The 18328-nt window shown below is 52.4% G+C and carries 15 protein-coding genes; 7 read left to right on the forward strand and 8 right to left on the reverse strand.

Annotation, left to right across the window (positions count from 1 at the left end):
* Positions 1–29: 29 nt before the first annotated feature.
* Both F1E05_RS00620 and F1E05_RS00625 read left to right on the forward strand, forming a co-directional pair.
* On the forward strand, positions 30–773 hold the full coding sequence (locus F1E05_RS00620) for a pentapeptide repeat-containing protein (protein ID WP_232056729.1): 744 nt from the start codon (positions 30–32) through the stop codon (positions 771–773).
* A 10-nt stretch (positions 774–783) separates the two neighbouring features.
* A complete protein-coding gene (locus F1E05_RS00625; RefSeq protein WP_150046073.1) occupies positions 784–2178 on the forward strand; it encodes an amino acid permease in 1395 nt (464 codons plus the stop codon).
* Between the two features lie 64 nt (positions 2179–2242).
* Here the strand turns inward: F1E05_RS00625 and F1E05_RS00630 are convergent, their stop codons facing one another.
* The 3 genes from F1E05_RS00630 to F1E05_RS00640 form a co-directional block, all read right to left on the reverse strand.
* Positions 2243–4522: an EAL domain-containing protein gene (locus F1E05_RS00630; RefSeq protein ID WP_150046074.1), complete on the reverse strand. Its 2280-nt coding sequence runs from the start codon at positions 4520–4522 to the stop codon at positions 2243–2245.
* Complete coding sequence (locus F1E05_RS00635) at positions 4519–4857, reverse strand: hypothetical protein (RefSeq protein WP_150046075.1); 339 nt, start codon at positions 4855–4857, stop codon at positions 4519–4521. Before F1E05_RS00635 ends, F1E05_RS00630 begins: the two co-directional genes overlap by 4 nt.
* 230 nt (positions 4858–5087) lie before the next feature.
* Positions 5088–6875 carry a bacteriohemerythrin gene (locus tag F1E05_RS00640; protein ID WP_150046076.1) on the reverse strand — a complete coding sequence of 596 codons (1788 nt, stop codon included), beginning with the start codon at positions 6873–6875 and terminating at the stop codon, positions 5088–5090.
* Positions 6876–7193: 318 nt separating this feature from the next.
* On the opposite strand from F1E05_RS00640, the gene F1E05_RS00645 reads away from it, so the two are divergent.
* Together F1E05_RS00645 and F1E05_RS00650 are read left to right on the forward strand one after the other, a co-directional pair.
* Entirely contained in the window at positions 7194–8312 is a 1119-nt protein-coding gene (locus F1E05_RS00645) for a right-handed parallel beta-helix repeat-containing protein (RefSeq protein ID WP_150046077.1), read from the forward strand.
* Positions 8313–8384: 72 nt separating this feature from the next.
* Entirely contained in the window at positions 8385–8954 is a 570-nt protein-coding gene (locus F1E05_RS00650; protein ID WP_232056730.1) for an RHS repeat-associated core domain-containing protein, read from the forward strand.
* A gap of 32 nt (positions 8955–8986) precedes the next feature.
* On the opposite strand, the gene F1E05_RS00655 is transcribed toward F1E05_RS00650, so the two are convergent.
* The 3 genes from F1E05_RS00655 to F1E05_RS00665 all read right to left on the reverse strand — a co-directional run bounded on the left by F1E05_RS00655 (position 8987) and on the right by F1E05_RS00665 (position 10787).
* Positions 8987–9217: a hypothetical protein gene (locus tag F1E05_RS00655; protein ID WP_150046078.1), complete on the reverse strand. Its 231-nt coding sequence runs from the start codon at positions 9215–9217 to the stop codon at positions 8987–8989.
* A gap of 56 nt (positions 9218–9273) precedes the next feature.
* The gene (locus F1E05_RS00660; protein WP_232056731.1) at positions 9274–9795 is read right to left on the reverse strand and encodes a hypothetical protein; all 522 of its coding nucleotides are present in this window, start codon (positions 9793–9795) and stop codon (positions 9274–9276) included.
* A gap of 134 nt (positions 9796–9929) precedes the next feature.
* Positions 9930–10787 (reverse strand): hypothetical protein, encoded by an 858-nt coding sequence (locus tag F1E05_RS00665; RefSeq protein WP_150046080.1) that lies wholly within the window; start codon positions 10785–10787, stop codon positions 9930–9932.
* 90 nt (positions 10788–10877) lie between these two features.
* Here F1E05_RS00665 and F1E05_RS20800 point away from each other — a divergent pair, with 90 nt between their 5' ends.
* Entirely contained in the window at positions 10878–11447 is a 570-nt protein-coding gene (locus F1E05_RS20800) for an REP-associated tyrosine transposase (RefSeq protein WP_408631322.1), read from the forward strand.
* Positions 11335–11565 (forward strand): RHS repeat-associated core domain-containing protein, encoded by a 231-nt coding sequence (locus F1E05_RS20805; RefSeq protein WP_408631331.1) that lies wholly within the window; start codon positions 11335–11337, stop codon positions 11563–11565. The genes F1E05_RS20800 and F1E05_RS20805 overlap by 113 nt, the downstream gene beginning before the upstream one ends.
* Positions 11566–11803: 238 nt before the next feature.
* Here the strand turns inward: F1E05_RS20805 and F1E05_RS00680 are convergent, their stop codons facing one another.
* Positions 11804–12508, reverse strand: a complete 705-nt coding sequence (locus tag F1E05_RS00680; protein ID WP_150046081.1) for an FkbM family methyltransferase — start codon at positions 12506–12508, stop codon at positions 11804–11806.
* Between the two features lie 193 nt (positions 12509–12701).
* Between F1E05_RS00680 and F1E05_RS00685 the strand changes: the two genes are divergently transcribed.
* Positions 12702–13790 (forward strand): IS5 family transposase, encoded by a 1089-nt coding sequence (locus F1E05_RS00685; RefSeq protein WP_150046082.1) that lies wholly within the window; start codon positions 12702–12704, stop codon positions 13788–13790.
* Between the two features lie 1202 nt (positions 13791–14992).
* Here the strand turns inward: F1E05_RS00685 and F1E05_RS00695 are convergent.
* Positions 14993–17884, reverse strand: a complete 2892-nt coding sequence (locus F1E05_RS00695) for an autotransporter-associated beta strand repeat-containing protein (RefSeq protein WP_150046083.1) — start codon at positions 17882–17884, stop codon at positions 14993–14995.
* Positions 17885–18328 lie beyond the last annotated feature (444 nt).

The raw sequence follows: 18328 nt of genomic DNA on the forward strand, positions 1-18328 counted from the left end.
TGACAATGACAGCTATTTCGGGAGGTAACGTGACTCGTTCGATAAACCATCTGGCCGCGGTCTTGCTGGCGCTGGCCGGTTTTACATCGACCGCCGGCGAAATGAGCAGGGCGCAAGTCGAGCAACTGTTGGCTAAGGCCGATATACAGCACCCGGCCCAACTGCGCCGCAAGGATTTGACCGATCTGGATTTATCCGGCCTGGATTTTCGCAACGCCGACCTGTGGGGTGCGGATTTGCGCCGCTCGGATTTGAGCCGCAGCAATTTGTCCGGTTTGGTGTTGGATTTAACCGTGATGACGGCGATTAAACTCGTCGACGCCGATTTGTCGAACACCAGCATATTCGGGGTCAGTTTGGCGCGGGCCGACGCATCCGGCGCCAATTTCAGCGGCAGCCGGGTCATCGCGGTGATGGAAGGCGCCAATTTCAGCCGCGCCAAGATTACCCGTGCAGACTGGGCGGCGGACATGAAAAACCAGTCCATGGGCTTGATGCGCGCCAATCTAAAAGGCGCGGATCTAAGCGGCGCGGATTTGAGCGACAGTCAGTTCGGCCGGGCGCTGCTGCGCAACGCCAAATTGAAGGGCGCGAAACTGCGTAATACCGATTTGTTTTCGGCGGAAATGGCCGGCGCGGATTTGAGCGGCGCGGATTTGAGTAACGCCAATTTGTCGTCCGCCAATTTGCAGGACGCGGTGCTAACCGGGGCGATTACACAAGGCGTGCGGCTGGAAAACGCCCAAAATCTGCCGCCCAGTTTGGCGCGCTAAGGACGGTGACATGCGCATTCCTAAACAACTGTTGCAATGCAAACCGGTTGACGCCCTGACCGCGATCGAAAATAGCCTGAAACAAACCCTGAGCGCCAAGGACCTGACCCTGCTCGGCGTCGGGGCTATCATAGGCGCCGGCATCTTCGTGTTGACCGGTATTGCCGCTGCCAAATACGCCGGCCCGGCCATCACGCTATCGTTTGTGCTGGCCGGGGTGGCTTGCGCGTTGGCCGCTTTGTGCTACAGCGAACTCGCATCGATGATGCCGGTATCCGGCAGCGCTTACAGCTATGCCTACGCGACACTGGGCGAGCTGATGGCTTGGATCATAGGCTGGGATTTGGTATTGGAATATGCTTTGGCCAGCAGCACGGTGGCAATTGGTTGGGCCGGTTATTTAAATAGTTTTTTGCAAGCCTTGGGCTGGCAATTGCCTCCCTATTTAAGCACTGCCTATTTGGCCGACCCGGCGGCCGGTTTCGTCAATTTGCCGGCGGTGGTGATCGTGCTGCTGTTGACCGGTTTGCTGATCGTGGGGATACGCCAATCCGCCGTGTTCAATTTTTTTATGGTGCTGATCAAGCTAGCGGTGATCCTGGGCTTTATCGTCGCCGGCAGCGGGCACATTCAAACCGCAAACTGGGCCGATTTCACCCCGTTCGGTTTCGGCGGGGTGCTCACCGGCGCCGGCGTCATATTCTTTGCCTATATCGGCTTCGATGCGGTGTCGACCGCCGCTCAGGAAGCCGTCGACCCACAACGGGACGTGCCGTTCGGCATTATCGTTTCCCTAGCCTTGTGTACCGTGCTGTATATCGTGGTGGCCGCGGTATTGACTGGCTTGGTGCCATACACCGAATTGAACGTGGCTGCGCCTATTGCATTGGCGGCCGATCGTATCGGCATGAGTTGGCTATCGCCCATCATCAAAATCGGCGCGATAGCCGGGTTGACCTCGGTAATGTTGGTACTGTTGATGGGGCAAAGCCGGATATTTTTCGCCATGGCAAACGACAGGCTGCTGCCGCCGTTGTTTTCCAAAGTGCATCCCCGCTTTCAAACCCCGCATTTGTCTACCTTGCTGGTCGGCGTGGCGGTGGCCTTGTTGGCGGGTTTCATGCCTATCGAAAAATTAGGCGAACTGGTCAGCATCGGCACATTGTTCGCCTTTGTTCTGGTCTGCAGCGGGGTGATGGTGTTGAGAGTTAGCCAACCGGAATTGCACCGGCATTTTCGTTGTCCCGGTTCGCCATACGTGCCCGCCAGCGGAATTTTGGTATGTTTGAGTTTGATGGCGGGGTTGCCGTTGGATACCTGGATACGTTTGTTGGTTTGGCTGCTGGTCGGATTCGCGATCTATTTCAGCTACGGCATTAAACACAGCAAACTGCGCGAACCGTGACGGCTGCGAGCGCTTCGGGCATTCCCGGCGCAAATCGTAGCGTTAAGCAGCCAAGCCAAGTTTTTTATACCGCCTCGACCGGCAAATCCAAGCGCCGGTCTTCGCATAGCCATTCGGTCATAGTCTTAGCACTCAGCGGTTTGCAAAATAGGTAGCCTTGAATTTCGTTGCAATGGTGGCGGTGCAAAAACGCCAATTGCGCTTCGGTCTCCACTCCTTCAGCAATCACGCAAAGATTCAAGCTATGCGCGAGGCTGATGATCGAATGGGCGATGATCGCATCGTCCGGATTGGTGGTAACGTCATGGATGAAGCTGCGGTCTATTTTCAGCCGGCTGATCGGAAAGCGGCGCAAATGGCTCAAAGATGAATAGCCGGTGCCGAAATCGTCAATGGAAATGCTGATACCCATTGCTTTGATCTCGTGCAATTGCTTGATTACCGCTCCAACGTCTTGCATCATCAGGCTTTCGGTAAGTTCAAGCTCCAGCATTTCGACCGGCAGACCGGTGTCTTGCAACACCCGTGTCAAAATACTGGTAAATTGTCTGTCGTAGAATTGCCGCGGCGATAGATTGACCGCTACCCGCAAATGCCCGAAACCCTGCTGCAGCCACAGTTTACCCTGCTCGCAAGCTTTACGGAGCACCCATTCGCCGATTTCGACTATCATTCCGGTTTCTTCGGCGACCGGAATGAATTCCACGGGTGCCACCTCCCCCAATTCGGCGCTTTCCCAGCGAATCAGGGTCTCTACGCCGACAACCGTGCCGCTGCCGGTATGGATTTGCGGTTGGAACACCAGGCGAAACTCGTTGCGCTCCAACGCGCGTCGCAATGCTTGCCGCAATTCGCTATAGCGTTGCGCCGCCTCATTCATGCTGGAATCGAAAAACTGGTAGGAATTTCGGCCTGCTGCCTTGGCCTGATACATAGCCGTATCCGCCGTTCGCAACAAATCGTCGATATTGACCGCATCGGTCGGAAAGATACTGATGCCAATAGATGCGGTGGTATAAAATTCGTGGTCGAGCAACGTGCAAGCCGGGGCCAACACGTCCAAGATTTTCTGCGCCACGGTGGCCACGTCTTGCAAGTCGGCGATGTCCGGCAACATTACCATGAATTCGTCGCCGGATAGTCGGGCGACCGTATCGTCTTCCCTGACGCAGGACTGAAAACGCGCTGCCACGATCTGCAGCAATTCGTCGCCAATGTTATGCCCGAATGCATCGTTGATGTGTTTAAAATTATCCAGATCGATGAACAGCACAGCCAGCTTTCCGGAGTACCTCTGGGCGTGCGCTTGGGCTTGCCTGAGACGATCCAGCGCCAATTCGCGGTTAGGCAAGCCGGTCAAGGTATCGAAATGCGCCAGATAATCCAGATGCAAGCGGGCGGTGCGAATTTCCTCGATTTCCCGCGCATTTTCTAAGACCAAGGACAGCGACCGGGCAAAACTCCAAGCGAGTAACTCGTCTTCGTCGGAAAAAGGCATCCCGTTTAACTTATCGCTGATGTATATCCGTCCGTATACCACGCTACCGCGCGATATCGGTACCGCCAGCAGCGAAGTCATGGGCGGATGGTTAGCCGGGAAGCCGATGCTATTCGGATGCTTTTTCAAATCGTCGAGCCGCAAAGCCACGTTATCCCTCGTCACTTCGCCCAGCAAACCTTTCCCTTCGGGGAATCGATCGATCAAGCTCGCCTGTTCCCTATTCACCCCGGTATAGATGAAATGCAACAATTGACCGCCGTGGTCCAAAATCCCGATGGCGCCGTATTTAGCCTCCAACAATTTGGTCAACGCCTCGATACCGACTTGCAACAAGTCTTCTTCCAGCGACGTGCGCGCCAACACGTTCAGCAAGGTACGCGAGGCTTCGTGCAGCTTTTCCAAGCGTCCGGACCACTGCTGTAATTCATTGCGCTCGAGTTTGGCGACCTGATATAGACGGCGGGTTTCCGCCAGTAACTGCATTTCCCGCCGTAACAGCTGTTGCAATATGCTGGTTTGCGTGACAACCCCGATAAATTGCCCTGCTTGATCTAAAATCGGCAGTGCGTCGCGTTTGCTTAAGTGCATCTGTTTCAGCACGTGATGCAAAGGCGCTTCGCTAGTGACGTGTAAATTAGGCCGGTGTTCGACTAAATCGGCGAATATCCACTCGGGATGTGCGGCGATATCGCTGTGCGTCGCCACCCCGCAAAAAGTCCCGCGATGAATGTCTTCGCTGAAGACGGCGTAAACGGCGCCTTCCGCTAGCGCGCCCGGTCGCTCTTCTTCCAATACCCGTTCGACCAGTGGCCACAAGCACTGGCTCGCTACCGTGGGTTTCATGTTCCGCCGCCGGAAACGATGACCTCTACATCCAACTCGAGGTGCAATACCTCGTCCGCCGCCATGATGGGTTTGATTTGCGATAGCACGAAATTTACCAATTGCTCTTGCGGCAAACGCTTCAACAAAGATTCCCGCACCAGAATGTCCGAAACGGTATCGTCGTCCAATTCGACGTGCGCATATGGGGCTTTGATCAATAGAGACAAGGCCCGGCGCATCGCCAGGCAACCAATCGGGGATTCTCGTCCCAAAACCAAGGCATCTTTGACCGGCGGAATTTTATAATCGGTGATCCGAGCGGAAAGCGCACTCTTCACGTGGGCATTAGTCATAACTATTTCTTAATCAATTTAAGGAAATCCTAACATTGGGGCATCACTACGACAAGTGCACACAAGTTCGAGCGGCTCATCGTAAACAGAAGATCGATAGGTCGAAAGAAGATTCTAGTAGAAGCGGTGGAATATCGGTGAGGCCTTACTAAGTGACGGCGAAGCGGTTTGGTCGCCTACGGGCACCAGCGGGTTGTCGGGTAGTCGAAAATAGACGGGACCGGGCTTGATTAGGGTTTATGCAGCGGATGCACCGGCAGCAATATCCGAAACAGCGTGCCGACTCCCGGTTGGGAATGGACTTCCAAGCGGCCTTGATGGTCCTGAATGATTTTGTAGGATAGCGATAAACCCAAGCCTGTCCCCTTGCCTATCGGCTTGGTGGTAAAAAACGGATCGAAGATCTTGGCCTTGGTGGCTTCGTCCATCCCGCTACCGGTATCTTCGATTTCCACGCACACCCAGTCGGCGTCGCGGTAGCCGGTGCGTATGGTGATTTTGCCGAAATTGTCTATGGCTTGGGCGGCGTTGACCAGCAAGTTCATGAACACTTGATTGAGTTGCGCGCCCACGCATTCGAACGGCTTAACCCCGCTATATTCCTTGACGACTTCGGCCTTATATTTAATTTCGTTACTGGCGATATTCAATGTGGCGTCCATGCCGGCCTCCAGGTCGAACATTTCCAGAATTTGATGGTCCACCCGGGAAAAATCGCGTAAATCCTGAACGATTTTTTTAGCTCGGGTGGCGCCTTCCAAGGATTCGCTCACCAATTCCGCCGCGTCTTGCTTCATGAAATCCAAATCGGCGCTTTGCTTAAGGCCGGCAAATGCCATGGTCAACGGATGGTCGGCAGGTAGCGACGCGGCCAAGCGTTCGGCCAAATCGGCCAGTTGCAGCAAATCCGCGACGTATTGCTGCAAGGTATGCAAATTGGAATAGATATAGCCTAAAGGGTTGTTGATTTCGTGGGCCACTCCGGCCGCCAGCTGGCCGAGGGAGGCCATTTTTTCGGACTGGATTAAGTGGCTTTGCGCCTCCTGCAATTGTCGGTTCAATTCGACTTGCTGGTTTTTTTCCCTTTGCAAGGCCAGATTGGCCGCGGTCAGAGCCTGGGTACGCTCGCTGACCCGGTTTTCCAGCTGCTGATTGACCGCGGCCAAGGCCGCTTCGGCTTGTTTTTGGCTGGTAATGTCCATGCCGCAACCCATCAAGCCGGCGAATTTACCGTCTTTGCGCACCCTGGGCACCGCGGTTTCCAGTATCCATACCGTGTTGCCGTCCGGATTGTTCAAGCGGTATTGAATTTTGAAACGTACCAATTCCTCGGCGGCTTTGCGATACGCGTCTACCACCGGTTCTCTGTCTTCCGGGTGGATGGTATTCAACCACTGATCTTTTTCGACAAAGCCACGCTGGATGCCGAAGGTTTTATACCAAAAGGTATTGCAAAAAATCGGCAAATGCCGGGCATTGGTGATCCAAATCAGGGCCTGCAGGTTATCCGCCAGTTCCTTGAAGCGGTCTTCGCTTTCCCGTAGCGCCGAATACAGATTGCTGTGCAAGATGTCCATTTGCTGGTAGCGGTCCAGTTGAATTTGCGCCGGGTCTATGCCCTTGTTCAGGCTGATCGCCATCAGTTTGTCGGATTTCAAGGTGTGGTGACACACCCAATCGACCAAAAAATCCAATAAATCTTTAGAGATGCTGCCGGCGTCGGTAATGGCCTGCCGTTCGACCTGTCGGATTTTTTCGATGAATTCCCGATGCTGTTGGCAGTGCTTGGCGAAATACTCCGGGTTGTAACCGGCTTGCGCCATCAAATCTTCTTCGTGCTGGAAATGGTCTTGGGTGTAGGCCGCCAATTCCGCTATGGTATCAATGATGGTGCGTTGGTCGGCGCCCAGCGCGACCGCTTCTTCCAGGCGATTGATGGAATCCACTAATGCCTGATGTTCGCCGTCGACGTTGTCGATACCGACTGACAGTTGGTCGTTCCAGGTCAGTATGCTCATATTCACCACCGTTTCCGGCCGGATCGGCCGCCGCTAGATCTAACGCAGAAAATTATGGCAGATTACTGCAATCGCTCCGCTATTTTTAGACTGGCCTACACTTTTGTTTGACGAACTCGTGTCCGCCCAAACGCAAAACAGGCTAATAAGAACCGCGTACATACCGACTGTCTGTTCGGATAGATACCAATCAGACGCCGCCCTCGAAACGCAAACAACCGGAACATGGCGTTATGTGCCGATGAAGCGCAAGGGCAGGGGAGTTTCGTCTCTAATTTCCGCATCGTTCTTGCTGCTTTACAACTTAGGAGTTCCACCATGTCAATGAAATACGCCCTACTTCCGGCTTATCTGCTTGCACTGAGTTTGTCGCCTAGCGTCTTTGCGCAAAGAGTGGTGGACTGCGACCGCGGCGCATCGCTCGCTAAAGCGCTTGCCCACAGCCATGAAGGGAAAACCATCCTGTTTACCGGTACCTGTAGCGGCCCCATCGTCATCGATACCGACGGCATCGTGCTGCAAGGCCAAGGAACGGCGGTTATCGACGGCAAGCAACAAAACGCCGTCACGGTGCGCGGCGCGCAAAACGTCAAAATGGTGGATTTGGCCGTGCGCAACGGCTTGATCGGCGTTTTGGTGGATGCGCATGGCCAAGTCACGCTGAGCAACGTCACGGCCGATCATAATATCGTCAGCGGCCTGGACGTCGAAAACACCTCCTCCGCCACGATAACCGGTTTATTCACCAGCGAACACAATCAAGTGTTCGGCATCAACGTGAACGGCGGTTCCGGCCTGACCGTCAGCCGTGGCCAAATCGTCGCGCAAAACAACTTGTTGGGCGTACAACTGGGTACTGCGGCCAGCGGGTTTTTAGCGGACCCCAGCGCTAAAATCACCGCCGCCAACAATCAAAGTACCGGTTTGACTGTGGTGTCCGGCTCCCATCTGGTGTCTTTTGGCGGCAGCATCGTCGCCAGCGGCAACGGCCGCAACGGAGTATCGGTAAATTCCAAAGCGGGATTGGATTTGGATGCCGCGTCCGTACTGGAAAGCTACGACAACGGCGCTAACGGTGTACAGCTGGCCGAATCGTCGGTGATGACGCTGTTCAATACCACCGCGTTTTCCGGCGCGCCGGGCAGCACCACCTTGCGCGTGCACGATAACGGCGGCAATGGCGTAGCCGCATTGCATGCTTCCAATTTCACCATGGTCAACCAAGTGGCGTTGACCGGCAGCGGCAACGGCGGCGCCGGCTTTTTCGCCGATAACGGCAGTATGGCTACCTTGTTGAATGCCACCCTGAGCGGCAATGCGACCGACCTGATGCTGTCCTTCGGCGCCCGTAGCGATATTCGTGCATCGTCCGCCAACAGCATCGTCTGCGACGCCACGGTGCTAAGCCGCGGCGATTTGGTATGCCCTACGCCTTAAGCGCCTGGATTTTCTAATTAAGGTTACTAGAAGCCTGTCCGAGAATACAAAATCTCAAAAATTGACCACAAGGTGTTGAAAACCAACGGAGCCGGGCAAACCCGCTACGTTTACGACACCGTCGGCCGCTTGATCTACGAACAGGCCGGCAACGGCAGCGCCCGCAACTACGTGTGGCTGGGCGACGTGCCGCTGGCCGTGCGACCAAAAAGCCGACGGCAGCCTGGCCGCGATCTACTACATCGAAACCGACTTCGCCAACACCCCGCGCTATCTGCGCCGTGCCGCCGGCAATCTCAGCCAGCCGGTGTGGAGCTGGCCGTTTGCGCCCTACGGCGACGCCCCGTCGCCCAGGAAGACCCGGACGGCGACGGTGCGAAGGTGACGTTCAACCTGCGCTACCCCGGCCAATACTACGACAGCAGCACCGGTCTGCACTACAACCACACCCGCTACTTCTCGCCCCGCACCGGCCGCTACCTGCAGCCGGACCTGATCGGCCTGGAAGGCGGCACCAATGTGTATACTTACGCCAACGGCAACCCGGTGATGTTTACTGATCCGACGGGGACTTATGCCCTTGAAGCGGTTGCCGCGTTTTTCGAGGGATTTAGGGCCGTAGGTCCGATTAGCGAAGCGTAATCGGAGGAATGAAAATCCAAACATTCGTACGATTACGCAAAGCTAATCGTACCTACGCGGGCTTTGAATAAAGAGGGATAGGCATAACGACCAGCGCCGCTAAACATATAATCCTGCATGTCGTATTGAATGCTTACCTGACTCGGCGTACCTGTAATATTTGTGTTCCAAGGACGAATATGTAGGTTGTAATCTTCGGCGGATGGTGTTTTGGTACCGAATAAGTACAGTTTTATAAGTTCTATAGGATCGTAATTTGCCATGACAATATTCCTTTAATGATAAAAACAGTGGCTATATAACTAATAAAAAAAGTCTATTAGTTCTTTATACTAAGATCGATAGGCTTATCCGGATCGAGTTTTGCTACGCAATGAGAGTTTGGCGTATCTCGAACGATGAAATAATCCTTACGTTTTCCGGTTGTAGTGTTTTTTGTTTCAAAAACGAGAAAATTCTCCATAGCGTTCGCTGCGTAACCAACATTTCCTAAAGAGGTAGGTGTTGACGATACAATAATAGGGCGAATGATTTTGCCATCCCCAATACCAATCGCATAATTGCCCATCCAAAACATTAAATCAGGCGTTCTAAATATCCTTCCAAGCAGACGAGGAAAATATTTAAAATCATCAGGTTCAGGAGTAATTGAAACATTGAGATCAGGAGTTAGCTCGCCTAGTAAGCGCCTTTTTTCTGCAGTAATTAAAATTGTCCTCTCCGATATGACAAACCAATTCAAAACTTTTTCGTTTTTTATTTTATCGAATAAGGAATTTACTTTTTTTCCGTCATAAAACAGCGCTTCTCCATCTGCTCCTTCAAACACTACGCCGCCCAACGAAGGTAATTCCTTGAAATTCACCTTAAGATGACCCCAGGGAAAAGGTGGACTTAGAACGGATTTCTCGGCTTGTTTGGCAATGGCATCGGCTAATTCCGGAGGCAGGAGTCTGGCTTGGCCGTTGACGATTTCTACTGCCGTCGCCGGTAATAAGCCGAAAAACGAGCGCCGGATGCTATAGACGAAAACCCTCTCCAGCGTTCGGCTGTAATAGCCGCTGGAACCAAAGCAGTGTAAAAAAAGCCGGTTCCCGGCAAACATTCGTTGCCGAGCAGCGCGGATAATTCCAGCGGTTCACCGATGGTTGGTGGTGCAGTGCTAGTATCGACCGGCACCAGATAATCGGTATCGCTGCCATCCACCCACAACCAACCGTCTTTGGTTAGCGCCAGATTCCAGACGGTATAATATTCGCTGCCATTCACAGGGTCTGCCGAAAAGATGGGAACGCTTGTTACCTGTTTACCTTCGCCATCAAATAACCCCAAAAAGCCATAAATGCCATATTCAGGGAAGCCTTTCGTCAAAAATCGGTAGGGTTTGCCGCCGGCAATAAACTCCAGATTGACGAATTCCTTGGTTTGGATGTAGGGAGGAGTGAGCGAGCCGATATAGTCCGTGCCACCTTCCACGATAAAGTACCCCTTGCCGACTTTTAACTTGGTGATCCGACCTTCGTCCTGATGTGCCGACGCAATTTGCAATACCTTGTGTTGATCGTCTTGAAGGGCGACGTGGTGTCTGCCGGCGACGAGATAGTAGGTCTTGCCGTTATCTTTGTATTCGACCATTAGCGGACTGCTGGTAACCGACAGTTCGTCGTATTCATCGTCGCTCCGTTGCGCTACAGGCCGTTGGCCAAGTGCGCTCAAGCATAGGCCTTCAATAGGTTTGGCAAAGGAAATATTGGCTAAAATAAGGGATATATAGGATAGAATTGCGGTTTTTAAGAACCATTCTAAGTATTTTTCTTCACGTTTTAAACACATATATATCCTTTTAGGAGAATTAAAATATCGTGAATAGGGCCGTAGGGCGGATAAGCTTGCGTCATCCGCCGAATGAAATAAACTTGTTCCATGCCAAACTATCGACGCAATCGCATTCCGGGCGGGACTTATTTTTTCACGGTTAATTTGCTTGAGCGAAAATCGGCATTGTTGATCGAGCATATTGCCGAATTACGGGAAGCGGTCCGCGCAACTCGGCAACAACAGCCCTTTCATATCGACGCCTGGGTTGTTTTGCCGGATCACATGCACGCCATTTGGACATTGCCATCTGGTGATGATCAATACTCCAATCGATGGCGAGCTATCAAAAAAGCTTTTTCAAAAGCACTCCCAAAAATCGAATATCGCTCCCAAATCAAGGCCGTAAGGTGGAACGCGTGCCGGCTGTTGAAAACCAACGGGGCCGGGCAAACCCGCTATGTCTCCGACACTGACGGCCGCTTGATTTACGAACAGGCCGGCAACGGTAGCGCCCGCAACTGGCTAGGCGACGTGCCGCTACCTGCAACCGGATCTGATCGGCCTGGAAGGCGGCACCAATGTGTATACTTACGCCAACGGCAACCCGGTGATGTTTACCGATCCGACGGGGACTTTCGCGCTCGAAGATATTGGTTCGTACTTCGAGTCGTTTAGTTTTGGTTCGATGTTTAGTTCGATAGGTAGTGCTTTTGAGGGATTTGCTGGGGGTATAAACTCGATTGCATGGAATGTAATTTTAAATTCAGCCACTTTTGTAATAGTTTCCGAATAAAAGGGCTGACAATATCCTGAATCCGTGATTTCATCTATAAATCATTGAATGTAGGTTATTTTCCAACCGGCTTAGGTGAAATCTTAAAAACCAGTTTTCGTATTTTATTTCAATGAGTTTTAGTGGTTTTGGGTTTTAAAGTCACGGATTCAGGCATTAATACACCGCTGGCGGTTAATGCAGTAGTTTGATTATTTTTTGGAAACTTCAGACAATGAAAACTTTCATAAACTTATGATCAAAATTGTAAAGGCTGCCAGAGCTCACGTTTAAAAGCAGAAATGGATGGACATAAATCAACAGTGATCATATCTTTACGTACGAAAACAGCATCAAACTGATACAATGATTGCCCATAATAAACAATATCAACTATATCAATTAGCTGAAATCCATTGCTTTGCAGATACCCCATTCGTTCTATTGCGCTCAAATAAGTGCATTCAATAATTACGACTGACGCGAGGCTTAGTTTTGACCCAAAGCCTTTAATAACATTCAAATCCTGACCATCAACATCAACTTTTAGTAAAAAATTAGGATCTATAGTTGATGTTAACGCTAATGCATCAAATCTTTTTACGTCGATCGGCAAACAATCAACGACATCTTTGCCGTCAATCGATACCGATTGAGTACTAATCTTACTGTGAGTAACTTTCCCATCTTTATGTAATGAAGTTAGAATTAAATAAATTTGGGAGCTTTCATTGGACAAGGCAATCGGAAATAACTGGTAATTAATATTACTATAGTTCCGTTCAATATCCTTGAAGAAAAGACTTACTGGCTCAAATAAATAATGTTTTTTACTTGGAAAACATTGAATTAATTCTCCGGTACATTCTCTGACGCCCACGTCAACAATAGAAGTTACAGGTATCGCATTATAAATTCTCGCTAAAACATTTAGTTTGCTTGGCTTCGGAATAGATATACCCATAATTACCCCTATTGTTCAAATATTTTGATTGTAATGAATTATAAAGAGTGTTCTTCACTCCCAAACTATCAGGCTGTTGATTTTATCTCCCCTGTAACCCGCATTGGCTGGTTGAATCAGATGTGTTGGTAAATCATAAAGTATTGTTCTAAATGATAAAATAGTTCTATCTCCAATATATTGCACTGTCCCCATGCGCGGCGCCGACATTACTCAAGAAGACCTGTTCAGTTACCGAACCCTGGAAAGCCGGATTCCCAAAAAGCATCCGCTACGCAAGCTGCGTCAAGTGGTCGACTTGTTGCTCGCCACGCTAAACGACGAGTTCGACGCGTTCTACGCTCGTCGCGGTCGAGATTCCATTCCGCCGGAACGCTTGTTGCGCGCCAGTTTGTTGCAAGTGCTATTTTCCATCCGTTCGGAACGGCAACTGGTGGAGCATATCGACTTCAACCTCTTGTACCGCTGGTTTGTCGGCTTGACGATGGACGACGAGGTATGGGATCACTCGACCTTCAGCGCCAACCGCGACCGTTTGCTCAACGAACGGATCAGTCGTTTGTTTTTCGAACGGGTACTGGCCTTGGCGGAGTGGAAACAGCTGATCTCTGACGAGCATTTCTCGGTGGACGGCACGCTGATCCAAGCTTGGGCCTCGCACAAGAGTTTCGTGAAGAAAGACGGCTCGACCCCGCCGCCGGAAGACGGCGGCCGCAATCCCACGATCAACTTCAAGGGCGAGAAACGCAGCAACGAAACCCACGCATCACGCACCGATCCCGATGCCCGGTTGTACAAAAAGAGCGAGGGCGACAAGTCTCAGCTGGCTTTCCTCGGTCATGCCTTGATGGAGAACCGTAATGGCTTGGTCGTCGACGTCGAAGTCACCCAGGCCACCGGCACCGCAGAACGCGAGGCGGCCCATGCCATGGTCAAACGCACGATCCACAAACCGGGCGCGACCTTGGCCGCCGACAAAAATTACGATACGCAGGATTTTGTCGCCAAGTTACGCCAGCGCAAAGTCACGCCGCATGTCGCCAGCAAGGAAAAAGGTTCGGCCATCGACGGACGTACCACACGGCATGAGGGTTACCGGAAAAGCCTCAACGTCCGCAAGCGGATCGAAGAAGTCTTCGGTTGGGCCAAGACGGTCGGCCCGCTACGCCAAACCAAGTTCCGGGGGTTAAAGAAGGTCGCCGCGCAAACGATTTTTACCTTTGCCGCCTATAACCTGACGCGCATGGGTACCATTTTCGGCTGGCGATACAGTACCGCCTAGGCGGTGGTGCGCCTGAAATCCGCCAAAAGGCGGAATTTAACGCCCTTCGGGGCGAATATAACCGGCTAAAACCGGTTTTTGAGGTGTGATCGGGCTTCCAGAAGCCCAACAAAACCAAAAAATGGTTTTGAAGCCGAAGGCATATAGGCAAATTTCAACACCCTGCTATAGCGCCACACGACTCTGGAGCGCTCTTGACTACATTTCCTATCAGAAACTTGATAACGACGACACGAACTATTGCTTAATTCCGTAAGTTAGCGATAGTATTTCGTAATTGCGCACTGCGGACCTCTCGTTTCCGCCAACGAAAGGGTGTACCGCAGGATTGTATACGGCAACGAAGTCTTCAATCGCTTGGCGTGGCTTACGATGTTTTGGAAACTCGCACCCCGCAACGCTTTACGCGGCAAAATACCGAACCAGATTTCCACCTGATTCAGCCAACTGGCAGAGATCGCGTGAAGTGGAGGTTCGGATGCTGTGCTGACCAAGCATCGCATTTTTGTAGGTACAGTAATTGTCCAAAATCACAGGCAATTTTTTGTCCACCAGTGTCTCCGCAACAAAGCTGTCCATAAAGCCGAGAGATACGGCGCTTGGTTTCGGTGCTCCGGGTAGTGACATTGCCGATCGCGATCTGCAGAGTAGCAAGCAAGTTGAGTGTCCTATGTCACTTGTAGGTACTCTTGAAACCGCATGCAATTTTACCGCTGTTGGTCTCAACAACCTTTTGTATCTGCTCGCCATTTCAGGCAACCCAGAATCATCTGCACTCGCTCGACTACGCAAAGCTCTTCCGTACAGCTTGCCGGGCGGCGTTCCAACTCCGCTCGTGTGCTTCCGCGGAACATCCAATTTTGGAGCTACTCGTGACATGTCTCTAAGGTTACATTATTAGCGCCTAATAACGCAATTCACGCAGATACGCTGTCGGCTTTGGGATGGGGCCGAGTTAGATGGCAGTGGGTTACCGAGCAATATTGGGTTGGTCGGATGCAAAGGGCCTGGGGGCGCAGCGGTTAAGGTACGGCGTTGAACAGAGGCAGCAAACGCCGGCGGTAACATAGGACGGACGCGGGCACTTGCGCCCAAGGTATCCGCCAGCCAATCCAATGCGCTGGTTTCCCGGCCGGGAACGCAGGTGGTTCCGGGAAGATAAGCACCTCGGCAATCGGTCATGGTGAACAGCTTTAAGCGGGTTACGCGAATGATGCGGTTCGTGCCTCACCGCATCTACGGCCCTGAGTTCGAATGACCAGAATTACGGAGGTAATGAACATCCACACCGAGCTCGGTAACGGAACGCCCGAGACCTTGAGTTCGCCGAAGGTTTCAAGTCGGCTCGTGTCCCACGCTAGCTTGCCGAACAGTTCAGGCAACACGACCTCACCGAACTGCCCGATATGCGTACCGTTGAAAGCGAACAGCATGAAGCTGTCGCCGGCATGTGGAACGTAGCCTTCGATCAGATTCACTTCAAGCGTGTTCTTTTTAAATACCACCGAATCGTTGAAGACCAGTGGTGCATAGCAATCCGAACAGCGATCGGAGGAGGGCCCGGAAATGTCAAAGTCGATGATGGAGGTGGTCTCGAAGACGTGAGTGCCGTCGAGGTTTAAAAACGTCTGACGGTTTCCGACATGGAACTCCGCTTCGTAAATGGATTTGCCGTCTCCGCTAAACTCGCCAAGGCCGCTAACCCGGCCCTTAAAAGTCGCCGTGGCGCCCAGTTCGACATTGAATGTACCATTGTTTTCGACACCATCGAAAAAAGTGACCGCGCTTTTGTCCGCAAGACTGATCTGTCCTTGAGTATTATTGAGGTCGGCATGCACTTCGCTGTGGCCGGCGAGAAATTCGATACGACCCTCGTTCACTAATGTATCGGCTCGCAGCGTGCCCTTGCCGACGATGGTTCCCGCGTTGCGTAACGTTTGGTCTGCGTTAAGCGTTGAGCCATCCAGTTGGACCCGTGCATCGGCGGCGAGCGTCAGATTGCGGGCCTGGAGCGTCTGAGTGTTGTCAAGCGCAAGAGACCGGGGGAGCAGCGGTGCGCCTGCAGTTAGCGTGTAGTCATCGAGAAATCGCAGACGGCCTCCGCGCCAGTCGAACTGAGCGTTAGCCGAATTTCCAACGACAACCTTGCCTGCGTTCAAGGACAGAGTACCTTCCTGCAATACGTAAAGTCCACGCTTTCCAACGCCCAGTTCGAAGCGGTCGTTGATTTGAGTTTCTCCACCGAGTTGAAAGTATTGCCCGACGTTTTTCGATTCGGCTGCATCGACTCTAAGATTCTTAATCGTCACTGTGCTGTCCGGCCCCTGGATGAAGCGCGTTTGAATGTCCATGTCGTGCACGGTCAAGGCTCCCCCGTCCATAGCGACGCTGTTGGAATCGATCAGTTTGACTTGCCAAATGTCGATATCCGCATGGTTCAGCACGAGCGAGTTTGCGAAGTTCACGCCAAATTCACCTTTCATCCGACCGGCAAACTCCCCAGTGCCGATTAACAGCGTTGTATATGGACCGGAGTTTTCTATTGCACCCTCGCCGGTTAGCTGCGCGATGTGGGCGGACTTCCCCCCGAGGTCGAATATTCCTTGCGCTTCGATATTCAGTTGATTGATCTGATGATGTTGTACGCTGGCGGCCGAAGCCCTGACCGTGCCGGCAACAACGTCGACAACATCGACATCAGTGAAACCAAAATTAATAGTTCCATCCGCGAGTCTATCGCCGAAGCGCAAGGTGTAGCCCGGTTGCTCGCCATGAACATCGGCTGGATTCCAGCGTAGGATGGTGCCGTGAGCGGCGGTTATCACCGATGTGCCTGCAACGAACAGCCGATTGGTGAGTGTGGTGTCGGAAAGGGTATGAAATTCCGCCGACCGTAAACTAATCTGCCCGGAGCCTGGGGTAGCCCCTGGTTTCAAATTAATTGCCCCACCCTCAACATCCAAACCGCCGGAGAAAGTGTTGACGGCATTGAGGGTTAGGAAGCTGCTGTTTTGCTTGTTGACTGAACCCGTTCCGGTAATGGGCGCATCAAGGCGGATGTCGAAAGGGGTGTCGATGACGAATGCTCCGTTGTTTTCGACCGGGCCGGTCAACGTGCCTTCGCCTTGTAGCGTCAGCGTGGCGCCATCGTCAATCACGGTCCCCTGATCGGGGCGAATCTCCCCGGATAGGATGGTGTCGCCCGCCACTGCGTCGAGTTGCAGATTGCCCGAGATTTTCCCCGCGAAGTTTCCACCCGCGACCGCGAATATGGCCTTGGATCCCGAGTTGCTAATATGCCCCGTGCCGCCGGAAAGGCTGGACACTAAATCGTATCCGTTGAGTTCAACAGCAGCCTTTGCTTGCACGCTAAGATTGCTTAGCAACGCACCCGCCGGTGCGTTCCCAAGTTTAAGTGAGCCGGCGGAAACGTCCACGCTGGTGGTCCGCAACAATTCTGAGTTAATCGTTGGTGAGGCGGCTAGGATGACCGTGCCATCGGCACCGGCCATGCCTATCCGGGTTTGGGCGGCTTGCGCGATAGTCTGAATATTATCAAGCGTGAGCGTCGTGCCGGCGGCCGCGGCGATCAGATTGCTCCCGGTTAGCTCAAAAGCGTTGTTCAGATTGGTGGTCGCCAAGGCGCGGAGCGTAGCGCCTGCCAACTTTACCGCGCCACTGCCCAATGCAACGTCGTTTGTTACTGCGATGGTGCCGGCATTGACGGTGGTGCCGCCCGAGTATGAATTGGTGCCCGACAATATCAGCGTTCCCGCCAGTTGTTTGGACAGGGCGCCGGCGCCGCTGATCTCGCCGGATAATTCGACAGTAGGCGCGAAAGTCTGGAAATTCGCCGTGGCACCGCTGAAAATCGAGATTGGATTCGTTAGAACCATCGAGTTTTGGAAGAATAAGCTGCCCGTGTTTCCCAGACCGGAAGGGAGAATAGCCAGCGCGCTGTCGCCGATGACGGCCGGGCTGTCGATGACCAGGCCGGTGCCGCCGAGTACCACGGTCGCCCCTACCGGCGCTGACCCGCCCAGAATCATTGCGATAGCACCGACAAGCGCCGATAAGGAGTTGGCATTCTTCATATCGTATGATCCCTGTTTGTTTGATTAGCTTGCGGCGTTGCCAAAGGCGCACGAAAAAATTATAAATGTCAATAATCCGAATGATGTCATTCAGCTGAAATAGTGAGCTGATTCGCAAATACTGTCAAGGCTAGCTAACAGGTTAACTGATTCGATTAGAGATACGCAATCGGACGGTTCGGTCCGATAAAATCAACGCTGTTGTCGCTTGGCAACCCTGTTGATCCATAAATATTTTTGGCACTTATGTATAACGCTGAGCGTAGCGCGTGGGAATAAGGGATAAGCCACTTGCCGTAATAAGAAAAGGCGACGGAACACCCAGCGTTTTCCCCATATTTATCTACAACCCCATCTTGGTTGTCCCTTTCGCTTCGAATTTTCGGCAATGGATGTCGGATAATACGCTGAGTCTTTTTTCACTGCGCGGATGACCGTCTAACG

Source organism: Methylomonas rhizoryzae, from assembly GCF_008632455.1.
Classification (GTDB): domain Bacteria; phylum Pseudomonadota; class Gammaproteobacteria; order Methylococcales; family Methylomonadaceae; genus Methylomonas; species Methylomonas rhizoryzae.